Source organism: Flavobacterium sp. Sd200 (assembly GCF_009826935.1).
In the GTDB taxonomy this organism is placed as follows: Bacteria; Bacteroidota; Bacteroidia; order Flavobacteriales; family Flavobacteriaceae; genus Flavobacterium.
In genome coordinates, this window is sequence record NZ_WUMN01000005.1 from 168,460 (window position 1) to 194,484 (window position 26,025).

A 26,025-nucleotide genomic window follows, 5' to 3' on the forward strand; every position below is an offset into this window, starting at 1 on the left:
CCATTGAAACACAATAAACTGTGTACCGTTAAATCAAAAAAACATAATAAAAACAAAAAACCCTTTCAGTTTCCTGAAAGGGTTTTACTACATTTTGTAGCGAAGACGGGAGTTGAACCCGTGACCTCAGGGTTATGAATCCTGCGCTCTAACCGACTGAGCTACCTCGCCATTTTGTCAAGCATTCATTGCCTGAATGCGGGTGCAAATATAGAACTTTATTTAAAGGCTGCAAACATTTTTTTACAAAAAAAATTATTTTACTAAATGCTTTTTTTTGAAAGGTAATTATTATATATTTCCAAAAATTTTTACACCAATGGACGAAAAAATTAAATACGAACTTGAATTTCCGATAACTTCATCGCCACAACTTCTATATCAATATATTTCTACTCCATCGGGCTTATCTGAATGGTTTGCCGATAATGTTAATTCACGTGGAGAGTTCTTTACTTTTATATGGGATGATGCAGAGGAAAAAGCCAGGCTGTCTTCTAAAAAAAGTGGCGAAAAAGTTAAGTTCCGTTGGATTGATGAGCAGAACAATGATGGCGATTATTATTTTGAGTTACGTATCCTTGTAGACGAAATTACTAAAGACGTATCGTTAATGGTAGTTGATTTTGCTGAGGCAAAAGATCTGAGCGAATCAAAACAGTTATGGGAAAACCAGATATCTGATCTAAAGCATGTTTTAGGTTCTGTTTAAAACATTAATTTAATTACAGTATATTTGCCCTGAATTTTCAGGGCTTTTTTTATGATCAATTATAACGGCAGCATCGTTGCCGAATCTAACATATCCATCCACCAAAACAGGGCATTCTTATATGGAGATGCCATTTTTGAAACCTTAAAAGTTTTAGACAATAAGGTTCTTTTTCTTGAAGATCATTATTTTAGGTTAATGGCCTCGTTGCGCATTGTAAGGATGGAAATACCTATGAACTTTACAATGGAGTACATGGAAGAACAAATTTTAAGTTTGATTAGCGCTCTTCCGTCAGCCGCTTCTTTCAGAGCCAGAATCACATTTTTCAGGGAAAACGGAGGGCGTTATTTGCCTGCAACTAATGACACCGAGTATATAATTACTGCCGAAAATCTCGAAAACCCTTTATATAGCTTTACAAACACTGCTTATGAGGTCGAATTATTTAAAGATTATCATGTAACCAAACAACTCTTAAGCACGCTTAAAAGCACCAATAAGATGGTACAGATAACCGGAAGCATATTTGCCAGCGAAAATGGTTACAATAATTGTCTTATTATTAACGAAGACAAAAACGTGGTTGAAGCCCTGCAAGGCAATATATTTATGCTTACAGGTTCTAAACTGGTTACTCCCCCCCTTTCTGACGGTTGCCTTAACGGAATTATGAGAAAGCAGATCCTGGCTATTGCAGCTAAAGTTGAAGGCCTGGAAGTTGCAGAGGCATCAATATCTCCTTTTGACCTGCAAAAGGCCGACGAGCTTTTTATAACGAATGTTATTACCGGGATACAGCCTATAACCAAATACCGTAAAAAAGAATTTGGCAGCACCATTGCTACCGACTTATTAAAAAGACTTAATGCCAAAATAAGGTTTAGCTAAGCTTTACATACATAAAACACCAAACCCTGAATAATTGATATTCAGGGTTTGGTGTTTTAAAGAGCAATTACTTTATTAGAAATTGAACTTATAAGAGGCTCCAAGTAAAAACTGGAAGCCCTGCACAGGATAATTTAACCATTTTTGGTAGTCCTGACCGATAATATTGTTAAGCTTTAAAAAGCCCGTAAGACGATCGCTGTATTTATAGCCTGCATGTGCATTAAGATCAAAATAATTGTCAAGGGTTACAGTTTGCAAAGTGTACAATGTTGGGTCTGTAACATCAGTAACACCTATCCTGTCTTTCCTGTCGCCCACAAAAAATACGTTGACACCAGCATACCATTTTTGTGTAATATCTGCATCAAGGCTTGCGCCCACTTTTATTTCGGGCAGGTTCCACGCTTCTGCCTGATCTGTGCTGTAGCTGCTGTAGGTGCCGTTAATGCCAAAGGCTATTTTTTTAGACAGATTAGCTTTTAACTCTCCAAAAAAGCTAACTGTTTTTAGTTTATCATACACCAACCCGAAAGAGTTACCATAAGAATATCCTTTAAGATCCCTATCCGGCAGTATTTCCAAAGCGTTATTGTTTACAAAAAACGCCCTGTCATCTTCACTTTGGTAAGATCCGCGAATGTTGTAAGCTACACCCTCTGCTACTTTTCCTTTAAGACCCACATAAATATCATATTGCTGATTGGTAGGCATAACAGGCAGTGTTGGCGAAACAAATGGGTTTTGCGATACAAAATCGGCATACGAATTTTGCTTTAAACCACCTTCTGCCCCTCCATAGGCAACCAATAAGTCGCCCACAAGCTTGTATGAAGCCTTAATTTGGGGATATATGAAAAACTTGTTGTCTTTATTATCGTTAATCTTGCCCATGCTGTAAAACACCCCGGCTCCTAACTGAACTGATACATCTCCCTGTTGAAACAAAATAGATGGTTGTACACCTAAATTAAAATTACTGTAGGTCAGGTCGTCGTTAGTGTAATAGTTCTTCTCAAAATCGCCCCCTGCATAATCGGCAATAATATCTACCTTCACTTTCTCGCTGGCAACATCCACATCAAAAGAAGGCTTTATAAAAAAGCGGTTCTCGGCAGAACCAAACGCATCCCAAAAACGTTTGTACTGTGCACTTGCCTCATGAAAAAAGCTGTCTTTGGTAGTAACTTTTCCTCCTATATAAAAAGTATGATAAGTTTGCTGCTCATCTATACTGTTTACAGTAGCTTCATCAAACGTGCGGAACTCTAATGGCAGTCCGTACCAGTTGTACACCTGATGCTGATAACCAAGATCGGTATTCCAGTTGTAGTCCTGTTGCCTGCTGCCATAGGTAAGGTCTAAGCCGGTGTTATAATACTTGTCATCAAGCAAAACATCTTTTATGCCTCCCTGCGACGATAAATGACGTAGCATTCCGCCAACATATTGCCCATCATTAAGGTTTTGGGTAACAAAAAGCTCGGCGTTGATAGTACCGTAGTTTCCCAATCCTAAAGTCGCATAGTTATTAAACAGCTTTTCGCGTGCTTCTTTATCTACCGCGGCTGCCTTACCTTTTGCGGGCGCAAAGGTAGAAGCCACCGGAAACGAAAAAATATTATATTTTATCTCCTCTTTAGGGGCGTCTTTCTCATCCTCTATAACAGGGGTTTCCTTTATTTTAAATGCATCAGATATTGTTGGTGTGTAAGGTTTAACCACATTTACCACCTCTGTACCAATGTTCTCGTCTTTTTTTTGTGCATGTGCTCCCTGCAGGCCTGCAAATGCAACCAATACGGCTATTTTATACTGAAACTTTATCTTCATGGCTTTACTTAAATTAATTTTGGACAGATGAGTTGCGTTTTCCTTCTTCTCCTTTAATCCTGCTCAGCTCGGCCTGGGCTTCTTCAACCACATCCGGGTAGGCAGTAAAATTCTTGATAACGCTTTCCAGTATATAAGTAGCCTGGAAACTATCTTTTAATCCGTAAAAGTTTTTAGCCATTATTACAAGGCCTTTAGCTCCAAAATATTTGTAGCCGGAATAGTCTTTAGATAATTTTTGTACAACAGTGTTACTTGCATCAAATTTGCCTTCTTTATTTTTAAAATAAGCATCATAATACAATGCCTCGGCAGCAAGTTCTCCTTTAGCAATGGTTAACAATTTGGCATAGGCCGCTTTTGCCTTAACCTCATCGTTAGTTTTTATGGCAGATCGCGCCACGATGATCTGGGCATCGCTCTTCACACGGTCTTCGGTTTTATTGTTAGCCAAAACCTTATCGGCATACACCACTGCATTGGTATAATCTTTTTGTTCATAATAACCTTTCATAAGGTTAGACTGGGCAAAGGTTACGTTTTGCGGATAGTCTGCTTCTGCCTCAAGGCGTTTAAGAACCGGGATAGCCTTAGTGTAGTCGTTAGCCTTTAAATGAATTTGCGCTAACCTTGCCAGTGCCTGCTCTGTATATTCACTACGTGGTTTAGACACTACAAACTCATAGTTAGGTACTGCATTACTCTCCAATCCATCGGCATAATATGACTGCGCCAGATAAAAGTTAGCTTTAAGCGACGATATTCCGTTAGGGAATTGCGCCACATAACTGCTTAACGATGCAATGGCCTGCTTGGTGTTATTTTGCAGATATTGCTTTTCGGCAGCTTCAAATGCAGTGTTATCAAGGTCGGAATCGCTAACATCAACAAAATCGAGGGTTTTAACCCATGCAGCATATTCTTCGGTACGGCCACTGTCAACATAAATAAGTCGGGAGGTTTCTACAGCCTCCATAGCCTCCGGTGTATTAGGAAACTTTTGCACTACCTCTTTAAATTTGGCAAGCGCTTTGGCATCCTGTTCAGAGTTATAATATATAAGAGCCTGGCGCATTAGCGATTTACTTACATAAGAGCTCTCTTTATAATTCGCAATAAGTTTGTCATAGGTTTGTATGGCAACACTGTTTTGCTTTTCTGTTACATACGTGTTACCCAGTTCATACAAGGCGTCATCGGCATATTTAGACTTAGGGTAGTTTTGTATAAAGCGGTTAAGGTCGTCTATTTTCTTTTCATTACGGGCAACAAAACCGTAACTAATTGCCTTTTGGAACAATGCATAATCGCCGTCTATACCATTCATTTCTATAGCTTTGTTATATGCCTCCATGGCTGGCCAGTATTTACCTGCAACAAACTGGCTGTCGCCCAAACGCAGGTAAGCATCGTTCAGCCTTTGCTTATCATCTTTAGAAGTTGTCGCGGCAACATAATTGCCAAAATAAACAGCAGCCTGGCCATACTCTTTCTGTTTAAAATACGTGTAGGCAATATTATAATCTACATGCTTAAACTCCGGTGTTGTTTTAGCATCGGCATATCCGGCAAATTGCTTGTAACTAATAAGTGCTTCGCTGTATTGGTCCAGTATATACTCTGTTTCTGCTTTCCAAAATGTGGCGCGTGCGGTAATGCGCGGGTCTTTAGACTCGGCAACCGACTTTTTGAATAATGCCAGCGCCCCCTGAAAATCGCCATCGGTAAAAAGTTCCATACCACGGTAAAACGTTACCTTTTGATAGGCAGCCCTGTTTTCGGGACTTTTATTTTTATCTAAAAGCGTAAGTGCTTCTTTATAGTTCTTAGAGGTTATGTATGAATTGATAAGCAGTGTTTGTACCTCTGCCCTGAATGGCGAAGCAGGATATTTTTCTATAAATGCACCCAGCACTTCAGGCACACTTTGATAAGGGTTACCAATTTCATAGCTCAATTTAGCATAATTAAGGTAAGCATCTTCCTGAATTTTAGCCTCGAATGTCATTTCAGAGGCATTTTTAAAGGCATTGAGTGCCTGCTGCTTTTTATTGGTTTTAAGGTAGCTTTCGCCCAAATGATAGTAGGCATTTTGTGCAACAGCATCGTTACCTCCAATTATTTTATTGAACTCTGCTATAGCACTCTCAAAATCACCCTGCTTGTAATAGGCATAACCCAATTGATAGAAATCGGTGTTATTCCATTTGCCCTCTGTACCTTTATAATTTTTAAGGTATGGTATGGCTTTATCATACTGGCCAAGGTTAAAGTAGCTCTCCCCTATTATTTTGTTGAGCTGCGATTTTTCGGCAGCATCGCTTTTGGGTAATTGTGGTAAGCCTGAATCTATTGCCTTTTGAAAGTTGCCTTCTTTAAAGGCCATATCGGCCTGAAAGTAGGACATTTTTTCGCTATACTTTTCTTTTTCGCTACCCTGCTTAACCTGCTCAAAATATTGCGTGGCTTTTTTATAGTCGTCGCCCTCATAGGCAAGAAAACCTAAATAGTATTTTGCCTGAGTGCCATAAGTCTTAGAGTCTTTAACCTTACTGAGATATTTATCTGCCTCCTTTTTATCGCCGGCAGTAAAATAGCTGTATCCCTTTTGAAAATTATACCGATCGGTATCATCAGCAGTTAGTGTTCTTTCGTCTACTTTTTCATACCATTCTAAAGCCTGTTTATAGCTTCCCTGGCTAAAATGATAGCCTGCAACCTCGGCATAGGCCTGGTTGAGCCTTGTACTCGACGGATAATCTTCTACAAAATCCTGTACCAGCACATCGGCATTTTTCTGGTTTAGCTTTACTGCGCTAACGGCAATATAATAGGCACAGTCTGCCTGAACCTCTGTATCCTGGTTTCCTTCTTTTGTTTTTTCAAAAAGAATTTGGGCAGCCTGATACTGCCTGTCGTTATAAAGCATTACTGCCTTGTCATAATCTTTAAGCTGATGGGTGTAAATAGCCGATTGCTGTGCCGAAAGGCTTAACCCCATAAAAGGTATGGAGCAGAGCAAAAGCCTGTTAAGTTTACGCATAGGTTATAGTTGTTTTATGGTAAGCCAAATATAGCACTTCTTATTTTTATGAAACGGATGTTTTTGTGCTTTTAGTATTACTGCTCTAATGCAGTAAACAGCAACAAAACCTTATAAAACCTGACATATCATTAAATTAACATTAAAAAACAGCCCTAATTTTAACCAAAGATTAACCAATTTTAAAGTTATTTGGAACAATGCATCTTAAATAAAATTTTGATTACAGGCACATACTTACTACTTTTACCAAATACTAATAATTTTAAATATATGTCTCATCCGGTATTATCATTAAAAAATGTTACAATATATCAGGAAAACAATGTTGTATTCTCAGACATTAACCTTGAGGTAAGCCAGGGAGAGTTTATATATATTATTGGTAAAACAGGCAGTGGAAAAAGCAGCCTGATGAAAACGCTGTATGCCGACCTTAAACTAAAAGAAGGCGAAGGTGAATTTGTAGAATATAATCTTGCTACACTAAGAGAGCGCGACATACCTTACCTGCGCAGAAAAATTGGAATTGTATTTCAGGATTTTAAACTTCTGCCTGACAGAACGGTATATGAAAACCTTTTGTTTGTGCTAAAAGCCACAGGTTGGAGTGAAAAACGCGAAATGGATGTTAAAATAAACGAAGTTTTAGATAAAGTGGGTATGAAAAATGCCGCTCCTAAAATGCCGCATCAAATATCGGGTGGAGAGCAGCAGCGCATTGCAGTAGCCCGTGCACTGCTAAATGATCCCGAAGTGATACTTGCCGATGAACCCACAGGAAACCTTGACCCGCAAACCAGTGTAGAGGTAATGCAACTGCTGCTCGAAATTAACCAAAACGGCAAAACCATTATTATGGCCACACACGATTATGCCCTGATAATGAAGTTTCCTGCCAAAACCCTAAAATGCGAGAATAAAACCCTGTTTGAAGTTGTGCAAAGAACAGTATAATGCTCTCTATACTTATACCTACATATAATTATAATGTTTTTCCGCTGGCTCAGGAACTGCAAACACAGGCTAAACGGGAGCATATAGATTTTGAGATCATTGTAATAGACGATGCCTCTACAGATCAGGAAACTGTTAGCAAAAACCAAAATATTGCTCTTATTGATGATTGTACCTATATTTTACTGCAACAAAATATAGGCAGGAGTAAAATAAGAAACCTGTTGGCACAAAAAGCTAACTATCACTGGCTTCTTTTTCTTGATGCCGACACTCTCCCAATAAATAAACAACTTATAGCTAACTACCTGCAATACCTTAACAGCGAAGAAAAAGTGGTTTATGGCGGAATAGAATACACGTCGCACGTGCCACCGCGCGAAAAACTTTTGCGCTGGGTGTATGGCCGTGAGCGTGAGGCATTGCATGTAGTGCCCCGCCAGGATATGCCCTATCTTTCTTTGCTTACCCTTAACTTTGCTATTACAAAAAGCATTTTTAGTAAAGTATCGTTTAATGAGACAATCCCTAATTTGCGGTATGAAGACGTGCTTTTTTCTTACAATTTGAGCGAAAAGCATGTAAAGATACATCATGTGCACAACCCGGTATGCCATTTGGGACTGGATACCAGCGAAAAATTCATAAAAAAATCTGAAGAAGCCACCGTTGGATTCAAATACCTGATAGACAACCATCTGATACCCGTAAATTATATCAGGCTGGGTGCAGCTTACGATAAAATTAAAAAAACAGGCCTGACCGGAACTGTGGTTTTTATTTTTAACCTCTTTAAAAATAGCTGGAAAAAGAACCTTTTAAGCAAACGTCCGTCATTATTTATATTTGATGTTTACCGTTTAGGTTATCTTTGCTCTTTAAAGTAACACATAACAGATGTACGTATCTGCAAAAAAAATCCTTTCCCGTATTGTAAGCCCTAAGCAGCTCATGAAGCATGAGGTGTTTTTAAGAAACATATACTCTTTATTATACAGTGGCAGCAAGCACCAGTGCAGTGTTTGCAATAAAAAACTTAGCCGCTTTTTACAATTGCCTAATAACGATTTGCTTTGTGCACGTTGTGGCAGCCTTAGCCGCGACAGGCGCTTATGGACATTATTAAACTCCGGTTTTCTCTACAACGGGATTACTGTTTTAGATTTTTCCCCGTCGAGGGCACTGGCAAGAAAAATGAAGTCAATCGGGAATATTAACTATATAAGCACCGATCTGTCCGGTAATTTTATTGCCGATTTTCAGTATGATATTACCAGCCTTGATATTAAAGACAATACTGTAGACCTTATTATTTGCTATCATATCTTAGAACATATCCCTGATGATGCCAAGGCAATGGCAGAACTATATCGTGTACTGAAACCAAATGGCAAAGCAATTATCCAGACCCCTTTTAAAGACGGAGATATTTATGAGGATTTCAGTATAACAAGCCCGGCAGAACGCGAAATTCACTTTGGGCAGGACGACCATGTAAGGATATACTCTGTACAGGGACTGAAAGGCAGGTTAGAACAGGCCGGGTTTGTTGCAGATGCGCGCATTTTTGAAGGAGATGAATATCATGGACTAACGGCTAACGAAACTGTTTTTGTACTAACCAAACCATAGCTTTATGCCTTTTTTTTCGGTAGTAACACCATTATACAATAAGCAGGAATACATTAGCAACACTATAAAAAGTGCCCTTGCCCAAACGTTTACTGACTTTGAAATTATTATTGTAAACGATGGCAGTACCGATAGCAGCGAAGAGGTTGTAAAACAATTTACAGACAACCGTATAAAATATATAAAAACAATTAACCAAGGGGTTTCGGCTGCGCGCAATACAGGTATAGAAAATGCTTCCGGAAAAATTATTGCATTTTTAGATGCCGATGACATTTGGCTTCCGGAACATCTGGAGGTTATACATAAACTGCATACTGATTATCCTGATGCAGGAATGCTCGCCTCAAGATATACCATAAAAATTGCTAAGGGAAATATAATTACCCCACAGTTTATAGGGGTTGAAGAGAACTACAGGGGCATTGTGCCCGATCATTTTGGAGCCAGCCTTAACTACAGGCTTGCAGTAACATCGGCAGTGGCTGTACCCAAAAATGTTTTTAGTAATGTTGGGGGGTTTAATATAAATGTTACACATCCCGAAGATACCGAAATGTGGATTCGCATTGGAATTAAATATCCCGTCGCAGTGAGCAATGCATATACAATGATATATACTTTCGATCTTCCGCACAGTTGGTCGCGCCAAAAAATGAAAGGGCGAAAAATAATGGACTTCAATCAGTTTTTAAAAGAAGAAAAAAACAATCGAAGCCTTAAAAACTTTATAGACATTTACCGCTTAGAGTATGCTTTAAAATACAGGATTGAGGGCGACTATGAAAACTCGGATAAATTATACCGATCGGTATTGCCGCAAAATATAAATGCCAAAACAAAAATTCTTTTTAACGTTCCTCCGTTTATTCTAAGAAAGCTATTGCAATTTAAGCATTGGCTGCATGCACAGGGTATCGAGTTTAGTGTATATAATTAATACCTCCTTTAAACTTTCTTTGAAGATAAAAAATCATCATACTCTCTGATATAATCTTCTTCATCAAAAACATCCTGTGCTATAACAAGGCACACCGCCCCCGATGAAAAATTTTGCAATTCGCGCCATATACCGTCCGGTATATGTAGCCCCTTGCCCGGCCTGTTAAGCGTATACGTTTTCTTTTCGTTACCGTCGTCAAGAATAACATCAAAACTGCCGCTCAAGGCAATCAGTATTTCGTGCTGCACTTTGTGGGCATGCCCTCCTCTCTCTGCCCCACCTGGAACATCAAAAAGATAATAAACCCTTTTAAAGGCATACGGAATTATTCCCTCCTGTATATATGCAAGATTACCCCTGGCATCTTCCACAACCGGAAGGCTAATTATATTTATATTGTTTAGTGTAGTAGTCATTTTATGCTTTCAAGATATTGTTTCCTGCCCTGGGCAGCAGTTTTAATACAATTTTTAATATCGCCAAATTTAATAACCCCGTGCTTAATATGAAAAAACAATTGTATGCCCAGCCACAAATTATAACGGGATTTAAAAATGCGTTGAAAAATGGCCCCTTTAATACGGTAAAGTTCAGATAGGTTGATGTTACCACTGTCCATTACAGGTTTATGGGTTTCAATAACCTTTGGCACATATCCCATTTTATAGCCTTTATTATGCAGGTCGTTTACAAAAACAGGTTCTTCAGATAGCGGAAAAATACTGCCAAGTCCAAACCGTGTATCAAACAGCACTCCCGACTTCTTAATAAGCGCTGTGTTAACGGCTATCTCTATTGACATTATATTTAATCGGTCTATTGCATTGAGGCACTTTTTAATGCCTGATGCATATTTTTGAAAAGGCATGCCCTCAAAAGTTTCTGCTTTAAATTTTATAAGCGCTGCATCAGGCAAAATATTAAAAGCATTTGCTATTGCAGTATCAAAACCTTCTGTAAAAATAACATCGTCATCGGCCAGCATTGCAAGCCTGCCCACAGCATTTTGCAACGCAACATTGCGGCTTTTGCCCAACCCTCTTTCAAAAGAGTTGATGACACGTACAGAAGGATAAGGCGATGTAATTATATTTTGCGCTGTTGTTTGGTTGATAACCAAAATATTGTAGCTGTAAAAAGGTGCATAAGGAAACATAGGCACTAAAAAATCAAGGGTGTTGCGATGCATGGTAGCTACCAAAATTTCAACATCCGATTGTTTAAACGCTTCTGCCAATTGTTATATATTTACAAACACAAATATAAAACTTTAAGGCTCCGGAAATGAAAATACTTTTGGTTGGCGAATACAGCAGGTTGCACAACTCTTTAAAAGAGGGCCTTGAGGCACTTGGGCACATTGCTGTTATTGTTGGCACCGGAGACGACTTTAAAAACTACAGTACAGATTACAGCATTGCAGCAAAGCTTACAGAAAAGTATAAGCCTCTGTTAAAACTAACAAGGGCTTTAAAAAAAATTACAGGAATCGACCTGCAACGCACAGAAAAAGGTTTGCGTTTTTATGGTCTACTACCTAAACTTAAAGGTTTTGACCACATACAGCTCATTAACAGCGATGCCATAGAAACACATCCTGCTTTTGCAAAATGGCTTTTAAAAAAGTTGATAAAACAAAATAAAACCATGAGCCTGCTGGTTTGCGGAGACGAAACTCCTGTTATTGATTATTGCATTTCGGGCAGGCCAAGATATTCTATACTTACACCCTACCTAAAAGACAAAAGCCTGAAGAGCTATTACTCCTACCCCTTAAAATACCTGCAAAACAATCACAGACAGCTTTTTAAATGGGTACAGGCCAATGCTAACTGCATCATTACATCTGACTTGGATTATCAGATACCTATGAGAAGCATGGGTTACAATACGCAACTAATCCCTAATCCTGTAAACACATCAAAAATTAGTTTTATTGATCTGCAAATACCCAATAAAGTGGTTATTTTTTTAGGTATTAACAGGCTGAGCTATATAAAAAAAGGTATTGTTTTTTTTGAAGATGCCTTACAGCAAATACAGCAACAATATGCTGAAAAAGTTGAAATCATAGTCACAGAAAATGTACCTTATGCCCAATATATCGAAATGTATAACCGTGCGCATATAGTGCTCGACCAGGTTTATGCTTTCGACCAGGGATATAATGCCCTTGAAGCCATGGCTAAAGGCAAAGTTGTTTTTACCGGAGCAGAGGATGAATTTACTGACCACTACGATCTTACGGAAAGAGTTGCCGTTAATGCTTTGCCGGATGCCGGTGCAATAGCTGCCGAACTTAGCTATTTAATAGAAAATCCGGACGAAATAATTGCATTAGGCAAACGGGCAAGGGCATTTATAGAAAAAGAGCACGATTACATTAAGGTTGCCAACATATATTTGCAGGCATGGACTCAGTAATTTGTTATCTTTATGATTGAAAACAATCAGCTTAATCATAAAAAAATAAAATTATGGCTATACCGCAAAACTATCTGCCCATAATGCCGTACCTGATATTAGACAAGTCGGCAGATTTTTTAGAATATTCCAAGAAAGTTTTTGGAGCCACCGAGCAAATGATAGTACCCTCTGAAAATGGCACTGCTATTATGCATGGCGAAATAAAAATTGGCGATGCAGTAATTATGTTTGCAAACAGCACCGACGCCTGGAAAGAAAAACCGGCAGGAATGTTCCTGTATGTAACCGATGTTAACAGGGTTTATAATGCCGGTGTAGAACAGGGAGGCACTGCTTTACAAAAACCGGAACAAAAAGAATACGGATTCTCGGCAGGGTTTGAAGATCCATTTGGAAACCAATGGTGGATAACCCAGCTATAAAAAACAATAAATGATCAACATAACAAACATTCATCACACTGCTATTATTTGCACTGATTATGCAGTGTCTAAACATTTTTATACGCATATATTAGGTTGCACCATAATTGCGGAAAACTACCGCGAAGCACGCGATTCTTATAAACTCGACCTTGCGATAAACGGCACTTATGCCATAGAATTATTCTCTTTCCCTGCTCCGGCAAAACGCCCTTCTCGCCCTGAAGCTGCCGGACTGCGCCATCTTGCTTTTCAGGTTCCGGATATAGATGCAACCATAGCGTGGCTCACAAAAAACGGCATTGAAGCAGAGCCCGTGCGCACAGACGAATTTACCGGAAGCCGTTTTACATTTATTGCCGATCCTGATGACCTGCCCATTGAGTTTTATGAGATAAAACCCTGATATAATTTCCTGAAAACATGTTTAGAGATGGAAATAAAAACAGCAAACCAATATATAGCTTCTTTTCCTGAAAATGTGCAGCAAATGCTACAACAGCTTAGGGAAGCCATACTCCAAACTGCACCAAATGCCACGGAGGGTATTAGTTATGCCATGCCTGCCTACAAACTAAACGGCAAACCATTGGTATATTTTGCAGGTTACAAAAGCCATATTGGTTTTTATGCCACGCCAACAGGGCACGAAGCCTTTGCTCCTGAATTGGCGCAATACAAACAGGGAAAAGGTTCTGTGCAATTCCCTGTTAATGAGCCATTACCTTTAGATCTTATAAAACGCATTGTGTTGTTTAGGGTAAAAGAAAACGAAGCCAACACATCTAAAAGTAAAAAAGCAAAAGAAGAACATATTTTTGACGAACTGTCGGCTCCTGCACAACGTGCATTGGCAGAACATAATATTGTGGGAGTTACACAACTAAGCACGTTTACCGAAAAAGAAATACTCAGCATGCATGGCATAGGCAAGAGCAGCATACCAAAAATAATGGCTTTGCTAAACAGCCATGGTCTTAAATTTAAAGGCTAAACGGTAAAACAATACCATTTTTAAACTTTATATTTTTATAATGCAATTAGCATTAATAAATTTTCCGAATTTAATCTGATTGCAATATATTTGCTTTCTGCTAAAATTAGGCAGTTAAAAAACAAAGACCAACTATGAAATTTATAGTATCAAGTTCATATCTATTAAAGCAGCTGCAGGTGCTAAGCGGTGTTATAAACAGCAACAATACCCTGCCTATTTTAGACAACTTTTTATTTGAATTAAATAATACAGAACTTAAAGTTTCGGCCTCTGACCTGGAAACTACAATGTCTGCCGTACTTGAGATCGATTCTGAGAGCCAGGGCAGCGTAGCAGTTCCTGCAAAGCTGTTGCTTGAAACTTTAAAAACTTTCCCGGAGCAGCCGCTTACCTTTACTGTAGAAGATAATAATACTATAGAGATAAGCTCAAACTCGGGTAAATATGCACTGGCTTATGCCGCAGGAGACGAGTTTCCTAAAGCTGTGAGCCTTGAAGACCCGTCAGTAACGTTAGTTCCTGCCGAAGTACTTGCAACTGCTGTGAGCAAAACCATATTTGCAGCAGGTAACGACGATTTAAGGCCTGTAATGTCGGGTGTATTTTTCCAGTTCTCTCCGCAGGGGCTTACTTTTGTAGCTACCGATGCGCACAAGCTGGTAAAATATCAACGAACAGACGTTACAGCTTCTCAGGTAGCTGATTTTATCATGCCTAAAAAGCCGCTTAATATACTTAAAGGTATCCTTGGATCGAGCGATGCAGAAGTTAAAATAGAATATAACGATGCCAATGCAACGTTCTCTTTTGACAACTATGTGCTTACCTGTCGCCTTATAGACGGAAAATATCCTAACTATGAAGCAGTTATACCAAAAGAAAACCCTAATAAACTATTAATAAGCCGCACACAGTTTTTTAGTTCTGTGCGCCGTGTGGCAATCTTCTCTAACAAGACCACACACCAGATACGTCTTAAAATAGCGGGTACAGAATTAAACATTTCTGCCGAAGATATAGACTACAGCAACAAAGCAGAAGAGCGTTTAACCTGCGATTATCAGGGAGACGATATGCAAATAGGCTTTAATTCGCGTTTTCTTACAGAGATGCTGACCAACCTGCAAAGCGATGAAATAATGCTCGAAATGTCGTTACCTAACCGTGCGGGTATCCTTACTCCGGTAGACGGTCTTGACGAAGGCGAAACAGTAACTATGCTGGTAATGCCTGTAATGTTGAACAGCTAAAAGATTACTATAACCACAGCCAAAAGCTGTACTGAGAAAGTCCATTTTACAATTGTAAAGTGGACTTTTCTTTTTGTTCCAACTCAGTTGTTTAGTAAGATAAGAATTTACTGCTTAAAAATGTAAACTCCTAAATTACTGCATAATAAATATTTTGTTAATTTTATATGTAACATTTTAACAAGTTATTCTACTTATATAAAAACAATCACAATCACTTATATGGATTTAGTAATAAAAAACTTAGACAAGAAGTACAGCAACGGTGTACATGCCTTACACGATGTATCGTTAACCATTAACAAAGGAATGTTTGGCCTGCTTGGCCCTAACGGTGCCGGAAAATCATCGCTAATGCGCACGCTTGCAACCTTGCAGGATGCCGACAGCGGCAGTGTGACATTAGGCGATATAGACGTTTTAAACAACAAAGACGCTGTACGTAAAGTGTTAGGCTATTTACCGCAGGAGTTTGGCGTGTACCCACGCACATCGGCAGTAGACCTGTTAGACCACCTTGCACTGCTTAAAGGCTTTGACAATAAAACCGACCGTAAAGAAATTGTGGAGCAACTGCTTACTAAGGTAAACCTTTGGGACATGCGCAAAAAGGCTGTTAGCGGTTACAGTGGTGGTATGCGCCAGCGTTTTGGCATTGCTCAGTCGCTTATTGGTAATCCTAAATTGGTAATTGTAGATGAGCCTACGGCAGGTCTTGACCCGGGCGAGCGTAACCGCTTTTACAACATTCTTAGCGAAATTGGCGAGAATATAATTGTAATACTTTCTACCCACATAGTTCAGGATGTGCGCGAACTGTGTACGCAAATGGCCGTGATGAACAAAGGCCGTGTGCTTTTTAGCGGTAATACAGATGACGCACTTTTATTGGTAAAAGACAGGGTTTGGGAAAAAAGAGTACCAAAACCCGAATTATCAGACTATCAGGCTAAATATCAGGTAATATCGAACAAGCTTGTTGGCGGCCAGCCCATGATACATATTTTCTCTGACGATGAACCGCAAAACGGTTTCGTTAAGGCTGAGGAAAATCTTGAAGATGTGTTTTTTGCTAAGATTAACGAACTAATTTAATCAATATATACCATGTGGAAATTTATACGATATGAGTTAAGGTATTGGTTAAAAACACCAATGTTATGGATATTTTTATTTATCATAACGCTGATCACTTTTTTAAATATAGCATTTGATAACGGTAATTTTGGCGGTGCTATGGGAAGCATTAAAAAAAATGCGCCTTACATTCTTCAGGAATTTTACGCCCAGTTCTCTATTATAGCCCTATTAATGACCACAGCATTTATGAATGCCACGGCAAGTAGGGATTTTCAGCACGGCATGTACCAATTTGTGTTTTCGTCGCCTATAAAAAAGAGGGATTACTATTTTGGCAAATTTATTGGTGCGGCAATTATTTCATTAATTCCACTGCTTGGGGTGTCATTAGGCTTTCTCATTGCCCCAATACTTGCGCCTATATGGCCGGATAGTTTCGAAATGGCAGCACCAGACCGTTTTGGCAATGTAATATGGATGGCGCACCTGCAAAGCCTTATAGTATTTGGTATACCAAATATTATAATCACCGGTGTGTTAATGTATGGGCTTGCCATCATCTTCAGGAACAATATTGTGTCTTTTATTGGCGCCATGGTTATCATTGTATTTTATGCTGTATCTAATAGTTTTATAAGAGATGTACAAAAAGAGTGGATAGCTAACCTACTGGATCCTTTTGGCCTGAACCCGTTTGAGATTATTACCAAATACATGACGGTGGCAGAGAAAAACACACAGGCAATAGGGCTGCACGGTTATTTGTTAACAAACAGGATAATATGGGTTGCTGTAGGTATAGCACTACTTATAGGCATCTATTTTGTATTTTCATTCAATACTAAAAAAGAGAAGGTTAGTAAAAAGAAAAAAAGTGACGAAGCTGTATCTTCTAAAATTGTTATCACAGATAAAGTTTATGAACCAACAAGGGCAAACCGTTTTGCTATAGGTACTTTTTTAAACCTTGTAATTTTTGAAGCTAAGGCTATTATAAAGAACCCTACTTTTATAATTATCATTTCTATAGGGATGATAATACTTATTACCAACCTTACCAGCAGTACCGGTGGTTATGGTGTAGCACAGTACCCTGTTACTTATGAGGTTATAGGCACAATACAGGGCTCACTATCTATTTTTATGATAGCTTTTATTACTTTTTATACCGGTGTACTGGTATGGAAAGAGCGTGATGCAAAACTTAACGAGATACAGGATGCTACCCCTGTTAAAACAGGTGTAATCGTGGCATCTAAAATTGCGGCAATGATAATAGCAAGTGCTGCCGTGTTATGTATAGCAATACTTATAGGTATAATTGCACAAACTGCTTATGGCTACCACAGGTATGAACTGTTGTTATATATTAAATTCCTGCTGTTGTTAAGGCTTTCAGGCTTTGCATTTTTAATAGTACTTTCGCTGTTCCTGCACTACCTGTTTAACAACAGGTATATAGGCTATTTTGCTTTTGTAGCATTTGTAATTGTAGACCCTATTTTATGGAGCACGCTGGAAATAAGCAGTAGTATGGTATCTTTTGGCAGCAGGCCAAAAATTATATATTCAGATATGAATGGCTTTGGGCCGTACATACCATCTACATTATGGTTTACAGCCTATTGGATATTATTCTGTACAATACTATGCTTTATTATTACAGCACTCTATGTTCGTGGTAAAGAACCACAGTTTAAATACCGCTTAATAAGTGCAAAGCGCAGGCTCCGTAACAATGCTTTGGCATTAATCGTAAGCGTTATTGCCTTTATAACCTGTGCTGGTTTTGTGTACTACAATACGCAGGTGTTAAACAAGTACGACTCGGCAGATGATGTAGAGAAAATGCAGGTGGATTATGAAAAGAAATACAAAAAATATGAAAACATTGCTCAGCCACGATATACTGCATTTAACTATAACATAGATATTTATCCTGAAGACAGAAGCCTTACGGCAAAAATTGAAGCATGGGTCAAAAACAAAACGGATCAACCAATGAGCGAAATTCATTTCACATTGCCACAACTGACCGACAGCCTTAAAATTAATGTTCCGGGCGCAAAACTAAAAACAAACGACAAACGTCTTCATTACCGTATTTATAGGTTGTCCAGTCCCCTAGCCCCAAATGATTCTATTAAAATAAATATAGATCAATGGAGTATTACTAAAGGTTTTGAAAATGCCGTGAGCTTTACACAACTTACACAAAACGGTACATTTTTCAACAATATGGACTTATTGCCAATTATAGGTTATAACAGCAATTTTGAAATTGGCGATAAGAACAGACGTAAAAGGCTAAAATTGCCTAAACGCGACAGGATGCCTAAGCTTGATGAAAATAATCTGGTGGCGAGAGGCAATACATATTTGGGTAGTGATTCTGACTGGGTTACTGTAAACACAACAATAAGTACATCAGCAGATCAGACTGCTATAGCTCCGGGTTCTCTAGTAAAAAAATGGACAAAAGACGACAGGAATTATTTCAACTATAAACTGGACCAAAAAGCACTTAACTTTTATTCGTTTATCTCAGCACGCTATGAGGTAGCACGCCAAAAATGGAACGGTATAGACCTGGAAGTGTATTACGATAAAAATCATGCGTATAATGTACCCAACATGCTTAAAAGTATGGAAAAATCGTTGGAATATTATACTGCGAACTTTGGCCCGTATTACCAAAAGCAATGCCGTATAATTGAATTTCCGCGTTATCGAACATTTGCACAGGCTTTCCCGGGAACCATGCCGTTTAGCGAAGGCATCGGATTTATAATAGACCTTAGGGATGTTACTAAAGACGACATTGATCAGGTGTACTACGTAGTAGCACACGAAATGGCACACCAATACTGGGCGCACCAGGTATGTGGTGCCAATATGCAGGGCAGCGAAATGATGAGTGAGGGCTTTGCACAGTACTCGGCACTTATGGTAATGGAAAAAGAATACGGTAAGGACAAAATGAAAAAGTTCCTTAAGTATGAAATGGATGATTATCTTAATGGCAGAAGCAGTGAGAGTGAAGCCGAACAGCCGCTAATGAAAACCGAAAGCCAGCAGTATATACACTATAATAAAGCCAGTGTGGTTATGTATTACCTGAAAGAAATGATAGGTGAAAAGAATGTAAACCTTGCTCTTAAAAACCTTATAGACAAATATGCCTATAAAGAGCCTCCTTATCCTACTTCTATAGCTGCGGTTAATGAGTTTAAAAAAGTTACACCACCGGACATGCAGTATTTAATAGAAGATATGTTCGAGAACATTACCCTATTCTCAAACAGGATGCTGAGCGCCAAATATAAAAAGGTAGGTAACGAGTATGAGGTTACGCTTAAAACAACTTCAGAGAAATTCAGGGCTGATTCTTTAGGCACAGAGACTCCTAAACCTATTGCCGATCTGATTGACATTGGTGTATTTGCAAAACCTGCCGATGATGAAAATATGGGCAAACCATTGGTTTATAAAAGGGTTAAGATCACTAAAAAAGATAACACCTTTACCTTTAGAACCAAAGAGCTGCCTTATGAGGCGGGTATAGACCCTTATAACTATCTGATAGACCGTTTACCTGACGATAATGTAAAGAAAACTGAGGAGTGATTTATTTTTATCTGAAGGTTTTATACAGGGCTGCCATTACCGGCAGCCCTGTTTGTTTAATATAACACTGGCTTAATTTTTTTATGCCGAACTTTACAAACAAAACCATGAAATTTTTATTTGCAGTTGCTTTTATAGTTTTTGGTTATGCCCCTAACCTTTGGGCACAGCCTAAAACAGAAACTAAAATAGCTTTTCTTGCCGATGTACATTTACAGGACTTATACGGAACATTGCAGGAAACCGATTTTAAGGGAATTGTAAACCCAAAGAACGGTAAACATACATTATTGCGCACCATGGATGCACAATTGCATTCTACACGTATATTTAACGAAAACTATTTTGCCTTTATAGCTGCGCTTGAAGACATTGCCAAACGCAACATTCATATTGTTGCCCTGCCCGGTGATTACAGCGATGACGGTCAGCCAATACACATAAGAGGGCTGCAAAAACTGCTTGATGAGTATGAGAGAAAATATAATATACAGTTTTTTATTACTACCGGCAACCACGACCCCGTAGGGCCTTTTGCACAACCTGCCGGAAAAGACGATTTTCTAGGAGAAGGAGGCAAACGTCAGCCCATATTTAGTACAGCAGGAATTTACAAAGCCAATACCAAAGGAGAAAACCCTTTAGTTATATCTCCCGACATTTCAAAAATGGGATATGAAGGCATTACTGAACATCTACATAATTTTGGTTTCTTTCCTAAAAAAGAATATAAATACTGGGCTACGCCTTTTAGCTCTTATAACTCCGAAAATTATTCTTTGGAGAAAGCTATTAAAGAATCTGCACTTGCAAAAAGGGTCTATGACGTTGCCCCGGGATACACCGTTCCCGATGTGAGTTATCTTGTCGAACCTGTAGACGGGCTATGGCTGCTGGCAATAGACGGCAATGTATATTTACCCAAAGCTAATGCAAATGCTGCCAATCCTAAAGCTTATCGCGGTGCTGACCTTGGATATAACAATGTGCTTACAAATAAGAAACACCTGATAAACTGGGTACAAAAAGTTGCTGCCGATGCTAAAAGGCTGGGTAAAACCCTTATTGCGTTTAGCCACTATCCTATGGTAGAGTTTAATGATGATGCTTCCCCACAAATAGAGGCATTGATGGGTAAAGGCAAATGGCAGCTTGACCGCGTTCCTGTTGAAGATGTGGCACAAACCTTTGCCGATGCCGGGTTACAAATACATTTTGGCGGGCACATGCATATTAACGACACAGGCATCCGTACAACAATAAAAGGAAACACACTGGTAAACATACAAACACCCTCTTTAGCGGCATACATTCCCGGTTATAAATTGCTTACTGTTAAACCAAATAACATTTTTGAAATTGAAACCATCACTATTGATAATGTTCCGGATTTTGACAATCTGTTCCCTCTATATGAAGAGGAATATACGTACCTGAAAAGTGTAAACGCGAAAGACATTTGGAATCATGATATACTTAAAACTAAAAGCTACCATGAATTTACCGATTTCCATTTGAAAGAACTGGTGCGTCTGCGCTTCCTGCCGGACGACTGGCCGACAGCGTTTAAAGATTTTATTTTTAATGTATCAGGCTACGACCTGCTTGTGCTGGCAAATACAGAAAATAATATAACTGCCAAAGAATTACTTAGTAGCAAAAATTCAGGTTTATGGAAATCTACAGAAGCCAAAGCCCAAAAACAACTGACAGACTTTAATTTAAAAGCGAAGGATTTTAAAAACTGGACAGGTCTTGATATGTTGATCGATCTTTACCGCATTCGCAGCGCAGATGTACTTGCTTTGCAGGATATAACCCCGAAAAGGATAAAAGAATATCAGTTGCTGTCAAAATATTTTAAGCCAACAATAGATCAGAATAATAATGACAGCCTCAAAAAAAGTGTCGGTCTGTTCTTTAGTATTCTTGATAAATTTTTGAATGGTGCCCCAGCCGATCATTTCAGTATTGATCTTAATAACGGCAAAATAAAAGAGATCAAATAATTAAGAACTATTCTGTATAGATTAATTGTAATAAAATAAATTACAATAAAACCAACTTTGGCACGAAGCTTGCTTTACTATATATAAGATCTCAGGATTTGAGGTTTTAATAATTGGTTGGTTGGTTTGTAAAGTCCTGCTATCTTTTAAGGTGGCAGGGCTTTTTTGTTATGCACAATCCGACCTAATTATTAAAGCTCTTTGAGGAAATCTGCCAGTTGCCCGGTTAGGTTTTTACGCGAATACTGCTGCAACCCAATGGCATTCGACTTTAAATTTCGCTGCTTATACAAGATAAAATAGTCTGTCAATGCTTTTTTAAGCTTCTCCTTTTCAGAATAATTTACACTAATGCCTGTATTGGTAGCTTTGATAATATTGCTAAAGTCAGCTCCCTCCGGCCCTATTGCCACTATTGGGCGTTCCGAAACCATGTATTCAAAAAGCTTACCCGGAATAATACATTTCGTTTCTTCGCTGTCTATTTCAACCAAAAGCAACAACTGGCTTTTACGTTGCTGCACTACGGCTTCGCTATGAGAAACATATCCCAGATTATTTACAAATCCTGTAAGGCCATTGTCATCTATTGCATTGAGTACTTCGCGGCTCACGGCACCTATTAGTTTCAATTCGAAATTTGCCCCGAAATCTTCATTTTCTGCTACAAGCTCTGTAAGTGCCTGCCAAAGTATTTTAGGATTTCGCTCCGAAAGAAAAGACCCTATGTGCGCCAAAGTAAACTTTTCATCCAACGGCTGCTTTTCTACTTTCTCTACATCATAACCGTTAGTTATAACATGTATAGGCTTAGTTGTTAGCGCTTCAAATTCTGTTTTTGTAGTAGGGCTTGTAACCAAAACAGCATCGGCAGTATTGAGTACATTACTTTCTAGTTGTTTGTGCTTGTTGGCCGATGATACCGATAATTTTAGCTGTTTGTGATAGCCGATAGTAGTCCATGGATCGCGGAAATCGGCTACCCATTTTATACCTAACTTTTGTTTTAATCCAAGGCCAATTAAATGCAGGCTGTGTGGCGGCCCTGTTGTTATTATGGTCTCTATACCATTCTCTTTTATATAATCTGAAAGAAATGCAACAGATGGCTTTACCCACAATACCCTTGCATCAGGAATAAAAAGGTTGCCTCTAACCCACAACATGGCACGCTGCAAAAAAGATTGCTTTTTTTGTGCAGGTATAATGCCCGAACTTATTTTTTTAGTACTCCCCTTGCTAAACACCGATGCCCAGGCATAAGGCTCAACTATTTTGTGTTTAATAATAGTGGTTTCAGGTTTTACCTCCTTTAAAAGTCCATTATCCGATAAAGGATATGTAGGATTTTCCGGAATGTAAACTACAGGTTCGATACCATAATCGGGCAGGTATTTTACAAACTTTAACCACCGCTGCACTCCGGGTCCTCCGGCAGGAGGCCAGTAATACGTTATAATAAGAACCTTTTTCAAATGACTAACAATTATTAGATTTTAGGAGAAACCTGAGTTTTAACTCTTTTGTTTTCAAAATAAACTCCGGCCCCCAACAGGCCAAGCATAACAATAAAACTTATTAGAGCAATAGTGCTTCCGGTTTTTACAACCTCTGGCTCAAAAGCAAAAATAATGGTATGCTTTCCTGCCGGAACTTTTAGTGCCCTAAGCATATAATCAGCTTCATAGTGTGGCACCAATTTACCATCAATATATGCATTCCAGCCTTTAGCATAATATGCCTCAGAGAATACCGCAAAGCCATCGTTTTTATTTTGCGAAGTATAACTAAGTTTATTCGGCCTGTATTCATCAAGCTTAATGGTAGCTGTGCTGTCTACTGCAAAAGATGTTTTAGTAGCTGCCTCGGCAAATTTGGTTTTGTTAACCACTGCCTCGGTTTTAGTGTCAAGCTTATCAAGGGCTTTCATTTCCTCATCCGGAGTAGAAACAGCCTTGATAGTGCTCACAAACCAGGCATTTCCGTTAGCCGTATTATTTACAATAGGTATAACCTGTCCCTGCTCATTACGCTGTAATACATATTTAACGTTAAGCATGTCTAAAACCTTAATATTCATTGGGCTTTTGGCTATTTGATAGTCAAATATCTGCTGCATTTTTTGAGGCTTGGCAGCATGATATCCCCCAATAGAATTATGAAAATAAGATGCCTGAGCCCCATTCATGTGATTATCCATATCAAACACACGGTAATGAGCGTCGTCCTGCAGGATCTGTTCATCGGCAGGAGAAGCTGTAAAAGGAATGTCTGCCTCACGTGCACTTACAAAACTATCGGTATTTACATAGTTTTTATCAACTAAAAATAAGTCGGCAACCATAAGGAAACCAGCAAGTATTATAGTGGTAGTTTGTGCAAGCTTTTGTTTGGTATAAAGCCATAATACCGCGGCAACTGCTAGAATAAAAAATGCCGAACGGTATATATCAGACGAATACATGTCTCTTCTGTCTTCTTTAAGCGCATCAATAAAGCCCTGTCCTAATTGCTGGGCATACATTGCGTCACGAGGCCCTGCAAAATCAAACTGTGATTTTAATCCTAATACGACCAGCAATATACCTAAGCAAACGGCTGCTGACTGCCAAAGATATTTCCATTGTTTGTCTTTATCTGTTTTAAAAAATGCATAAAAGCCCATTATTGCCAGTACCGGAATGCAAAGTTCTAACACAACCTGTATAGATGCTACAGCCCTAAACTTATTATACATTGGTACATAGTCTATAAAAAGGTTTGTAAGCACCGGGAAATGCTTACCCCATGACAATAGCAATGACACTATAGCTCCTGCCAAAAAGGCATATTTAAGCTTTCTTTCTTCGGCAAACAAAGCCAGCACAAACAAAAAGAAAACAACAGCACCAATATATGCCGGAGCGGCCACAATGGTTTGGTCTCCCCAATAGGTAACAATGCCGTTTTGTGCAAACTCCATGGCCTGTTCCTGAGTAAGATATTGTCCTTCGCCTACCTGTAGCGTTTGAAGGTATTCAACCACATGGCTGTCTTTATCGAGCTTTTCACGACCCGACGAACCACCATAAAGGCGTGGCGCAATAAGGTTTAACGATTCGCCCAATCCATAGCTGTATTCAGTTATATATTCATAGCTCATGGCATTGGCACTTTCTTTACGGCTTCCATCCGGATTAAAAGTAAGCTGGCTGTCGCTACGGGTACTAAATTTAGCATATTCGGCAGTTGCCATAAGGTTAGTAGCATTCATCCCTACAGCAAGCAATGCAGCACCGGCAAAAACAGCAACAGATATGCCTAAATGCTTATATTCTTTGTTCTTTATTATTTCGACTATAAAATAAATGCCTATAATAAGTAACAATATAAACAGATAATAAGTCATTTGTATGTGGTTGGCGTTTATTTCTAACGCCGATGCCAATAGCGTAAGTAAACCTCCTGCAATATATCGCTTTCTAAATACCAAAAGCACTCCGGCAATTACCATAGGCATGTATGCAATGGCATGAGCTTTGGCGTTGTGGCCTGCTCCAAAAAGTATGATATAGTAAGTAGAGAACCCAAAGGCAAGCGACCCAAAAAAGGCCATTAGTGTATTTATTCTCAGTACTTTTAAGAGTACAAAAAAGCCAAAAAAGTATAAAAACAGGTAATCAGCCGGGCGAGGCAGGAAACGTATTGCCCCATCTATAGCTTTTATAAAGTTGTAAGGATAGTGGGCTCCCAACTGATAGGTAGGCATCCCTCCAAAAGCACTGTCTGTCCAGTAAGACTCTTCTCCGGCATTTTTCCTGAAATCATCTCTTTCTTTCGCCATGCCCGTATATTGGGCAATATCGCTTTGAGATATTTTTTTGCCCTGCAATACAGGATAAAAGTAAATAAGCGATACTATTGTAAAACCTATTATGGCAAGCAAATACGGATAGAACCTGTTAATGTTTTTCATTAAAAAAGTATTGTGAATAAAACGGCGTGAAGATACTTAATTTCTGTAAAACCCCACAAATTCAAATCACAATAAATAGTCAACGAATCAGATAAAACTATATGTATTAGTCTAAAACAGAAAAAACTTAACTTTTATTTTTTCTGCTGATCAACATTGGCCAGGTCATGAGCATACCAACAATGCTGTTACACAAAACAATGATTAACAAACTAATATAAACAGCATGATGAAAACTTAATGTATT

20 protein-coding genes and 1 tRNA gene are annotated in these 26,025 nt (G+C 38.8%); 14 read left to right on the forward strand and 7 right to left on the reverse strand.

The features are described from left to right. Positions 1-97 precede the first annotated feature (97 nt). Positions 98-171: transfer RNA gene (locus tag GR160_RS14255), tRNA-Met, on the reverse strand. A 148-nt stretch (positions 172-319) separates the two neighbouring features. On the opposite strand from GR160_RS14255, the gene GR160_RS14260 reads away from it, so the two are divergent. Both GR160_RS14260 and GR160_RS14265 read left to right on the forward strand, forming a co-directional pair. Further along, positions 320-712: an START-like domain-containing protein gene (locus tag GR160_RS14260; RefSeq protein ID WP_160750563.1), complete on the forward strand. Its 393-nt coding sequence runs from the start codon at positions 320-322 to the stop codon at positions 710-712. Positions 713-763: 51 nt separating this feature from the next. Then, positions 764-1,603 carry an aminotransferase class IV gene (locus tag GR160_RS14265; RefSeq protein WP_160750564.1) on the forward strand — a complete coding sequence of 280 codons (840 nt, stop codon included), beginning with the start codon at positions 764-766 and terminating at the stop codon, positions 1,601-1,603. Positions 1,604-1,678: 75 nt separating this feature from the next. Here GR160_RS14265 and GR160_RS14270 read toward each other — a convergent pair whose 3' ends face one another. Both GR160_RS14270 and GR160_RS14275 read right to left on the reverse strand, forming a co-directional pair. Further along, positions 1,679-3,436, reverse strand: coding sequence for a TonB-dependent receptor (locus tag GR160_RS14270; RefSeq protein WP_160750565.1), 1,758 nt, complete (start codon positions 3,434-3,436; stop codon positions 1,679-1,681). Between the two features lie 13 nt (positions 3,437-3,449). Beyond that, on the reverse strand, positions 3,450-6,479 hold the full coding sequence (locus GR160_RS14275; RefSeq protein WP_160750566.1) for a tetratricopeptide repeat protein: 3,030 nt from the start codon (positions 6,477-6,479) through the stop codon (positions 3,450-3,452). Between the two features lie 273 nt (positions 6,480-6,752). On the opposite strand from GR160_RS14275, the gene GR160_RS14280 reads away from it, so the two are divergent. The 4 genes from GR160_RS14280 to GR160_RS14295 are packed head-to-tail and all read left to right on the forward strand — an operon-like array spanning position 6,753 to position 10,008. Further along, entirely contained in the window at positions 6,753-7,436 is a 684-nt protein-coding gene (locus GR160_RS14280) for a cell division ATP-binding protein FtsE (RefSeq protein ID WP_160750567.1), read from the forward strand. Beyond that, complete coding sequence (locus tag GR160_RS14285) at positions 7,436-8,323, forward strand: glycosyltransferase family 2 protein (RefSeq protein WP_160750568.1); 888 nt, start codon at positions 7,436-7,438, stop codon at positions 8,321-8,323. Before GR160_RS14280 ends, GR160_RS14285 begins: the two co-directional genes overlap by 1 nt. A 10-nt stretch (positions 8,324-8,333) precedes the next feature. Beyond that, positions 8,334-9,068: a class I SAM-dependent methyltransferase gene (locus GR160_RS14290; RefSeq protein WP_160750569.1), complete on the forward strand. Its 735-nt coding sequence runs from the start codon at positions 8,334-8,336 to the stop codon at positions 9,066-9,068. A 4-nt stretch (positions 9,069-9,072) separates the two neighbouring features. After that, on the forward strand, positions 9,073-10,008 hold the full coding sequence (locus tag GR160_RS14295; RefSeq protein ID WP_160750570.1) for a glycosyltransferase family 2 protein: 936 nt from the start codon (positions 9,073-9,075) through the stop codon (positions 10,006-10,008). An 8-nt stretch (positions 10,009-10,016) separates the two neighbouring features. On the opposite strand, the gene GR160_RS14300 is transcribed toward GR160_RS14295, so the two are convergent. Both GR160_RS14300 and GR160_RS14305 read right to left on the reverse strand, forming a co-directional pair. Then, a complete protein-coding gene (locus GR160_RS14300; RefSeq protein WP_160750571.1) occupies positions 10,017-10,427 on the reverse strand; it encodes an FdtA/QdtA family cupin domain-containing protein in 411 nt (136 codons plus the stop codon). Further along, on the reverse strand, positions 10,424-11,248 hold the full coding sequence (locus tag GR160_RS14305) for a glycosyltransferase family 2 protein (protein ID WP_160750572.1): 825 nt from the start codon (positions 11,246-11,248) through the stop codon (positions 10,424-10,426). Before GR160_RS14305 ends, GR160_RS14300 begins: the two co-directional genes overlap by 4 nt. 47 nt (positions 11,249-11,295) lie before the next feature. Here GR160_RS14305 and GR160_RS14310 point away from each other — a divergent pair, with 47 nt between their 5' ends. The 8 genes from GR160_RS14310 to GR160_RS14345 all read left to right on the forward strand — a co-directional run bounded on the left by GR160_RS14310 (position 11,296) and on the right by GR160_RS14345 (position 21,823). Next, positions 11,296-12,435, forward strand: coding sequence for a glycosyltransferase (locus GR160_RS14310; RefSeq protein WP_160750573.1), 1,140 nt, complete (start codon positions 11,296-11,298; stop codon positions 12,433-12,435). A gap of 53 nt (positions 12,436-12,488) precedes the next feature. Next, entirely contained in the window at positions 12,489-12,860 is a 372-nt protein-coding gene (locus tag GR160_RS14315; protein ID WP_160750574.1) for a VOC family protein, read from the forward strand. 10 nt (positions 12,861-12,870) lie between these two features. Further along, entirely contained in the window at positions 12,871-13,266 is a 396-nt protein-coding gene (locus tag GR160_RS14320) for a VOC family protein (RefSeq protein WP_160750575.1), read from the forward strand. A 27-nt stretch (positions 13,267-13,293) separates the two neighbouring features. Continuing rightward, positions 13,294-13,854, forward strand: coding sequence for a DUF1801 domain-containing protein (locus tag GR160_RS19595; RefSeq protein ID WP_202390794.1), 561 nt, complete (start codon positions 13,294-13,296; stop codon positions 13,852-13,854). A gap of 134 nt (positions 13,855-13,988) precedes the next feature. Then, the gene (gene dnaN / locus GR160_RS14330; protein ID WP_160750576.1) at positions 13,989-15,107 is read left to right on the forward strand and encodes a DNA polymerase III subunit beta; all 1,119 of its coding nucleotides are present in this window, start codon (positions 13,989-13,991) and stop codon (positions 15,105-15,107) included. 222 nt (positions 15,108-15,329) lie between these two features. Beyond that, entirely contained in the window at positions 15,330-16,202 is an 873-nt protein-coding gene (locus GR160_RS14335; RefSeq protein WP_160750577.1) for an ABC transporter ATP-binding protein, read from the forward strand. A gap of 60 nt (positions 16,203-16,262) precedes the next feature. Next, positions 16,263-19,814 (forward strand): M1 family aminopeptidase, encoded by a 3,552-nt coding sequence (locus GR160_RS14340; protein ID WP_160750578.1) that lies wholly within the window; start codon positions 16,263-16,265, stop codon positions 19,812-19,814. A 107-nt stretch (positions 19,815-19,921) separates the two neighbouring features. Continuing rightward, positions 19,922-21,823, forward strand: a complete 1,902-nt coding sequence (locus GR160_RS14345) for a metallophosphoesterase (protein ID WP_160750579.1) — start codon at positions 19,922-19,924, stop codon at positions 21,821-21,823. Between the two features lie 191 nt (positions 21,824-22,014). Here the strand turns inward: GR160_RS14345 and GR160_RS14350 are convergent, their stop codons facing one another. Together GR160_RS14350 and GR160_RS14355 are read right to left on the reverse strand one after the other, a co-directional pair. Then, a complete protein-coding gene (locus GR160_RS14350) occupies positions 22,015-23,298 on the reverse strand; it encodes a glycosyltransferase family 4 protein (RefSeq protein ID WP_160750580.1) in 1,284 nt (427 codons plus the stop codon). Between the two features lie 14 nt (positions 23,299-23,312). Then, complete coding sequence (locus GR160_RS14355; RefSeq protein ID WP_160750581.1) at positions 23,313-25,778, reverse strand: YfhO family protein; 2,466 nt, start codon at positions 25,776-25,778, stop codon at positions 23,313-23,315. Positions 25,779-26,025 lie beyond the last annotated feature (247 nt).

Bases quoted from the DNA above. Each gene is read 5' to 3' on its own strand.
- GR160_RS14260 (WP_160750563.1), top strand. From the start codon at position 320: ATGGACGAAAAAATTAAATACGAACTTGAATTTCCGATAACTTCATCG.
- GR160_RS14265 (WP_160750564.1), top strand. From the start codon at position 764: ATGATCAATTATAACGGCAGCATCGTTGCCGAATCTAACATATCCATC.
- GR160_RS14270 (WP_160750565.1), bottom strand. From the start codon at position 3,436: ATGAAGATAAAGTTTCAGTATAAAATAGCCGTATTGGTTGCATTTGCA.
- GR160_RS14275 (WP_160750566.1), bottom strand. From the start codon at position 6,479: ATGCGTAAACTTAACAGGCTTTTGCTCTGCTCCATACCTTTTATGGGG.
- GR160_RS14280 (WP_160750567.1), top strand. From the start codon at position 6,753: ATGTCTCATCCGGTATTATCATTAAAAAATGTTACAATATATCAGGAA.
- GR160_RS14285 (WP_160750568.1), top strand. From the start codon at position 7,436: ATGCTCTCTATACTTATACCTACATATAATTATAATGTTTTTCCGCTG.
- GR160_RS14290 (WP_160750569.1), top strand. From the start codon at position 8,334: ATGTACGTATCTGCAAAAAAAATCCTTTCCCGTATTGTAAGCCCTAAG.
- GR160_RS14295 (WP_160750570.1), top strand. From the start codon at position 9,073: ATGCCTTTTTTTTCGGTAGTAACACCATTATACAATAAGCAGGAATAC.
- GR160_RS14300 (WP_160750571.1), bottom strand. From the start codon at position 10,427: ATGACTACTACACTAAACAATATAAATATAATTAGCCTTCCGGTTGTG.
- GR160_RS14310 (WP_160750573.1), top strand. From the start codon at position 11,296: ATGAAAATACTTTTGGTTGGCGAATACAGCAGGTTGCACAACTCTTTA.
- GR160_RS14315 (WP_160750574.1), top strand. From the start codon at position 12,489: ATGGCTATACCGCAAAACTATCTGCCCATAATGCCGTACCTGATATTA.
- GR160_RS14320 (WP_160750575.1), top strand. From the start codon at position 12,871: ATGATCAACATAACAAACATTCATCACACTGCTATTATTTGCACTGAT.
- GR160_RS19595 (WP_202390794.1), top strand. From the start codon at position 13,294: ATGGAAATAAAAACAGCAAACCAATATATAGCTTCTTTTCCTGAAAAT.
- dnaN (WP_160750576.1), top strand. From the start codon at position 13,989: ATGAAATTTATAGTATCAAGTTCATATCTATTAAAGCAGCTGCAGGTG.
- GR160_RS14335 (WP_160750577.1), top strand. From the start codon at position 15,330: ATGGATTTAGTAATAAAAAACTTAGACAAGAAGTACAGCAACGGTGTA.
- GR160_RS14340 (WP_160750578.1), top strand. From the start codon at position 16,263: ATGTTATGGATATTTTTATTTATCATAACGCTGATCACTTTTTTAAAT.
- GR160_RS14345 (WP_160750579.1), top strand. From the start codon at position 19,922: ATGAAATTTTTATTTGCAGTTGCTTTTATAGTTTTTGGTTATGCCCCT.
- GR160_RS14355 (WP_160750581.1), bottom strand. From the start codon at position 25,778: ATGAAAAACATTAACAGGTTCTATCCGTATTTGCTTGCCATAATAGGT.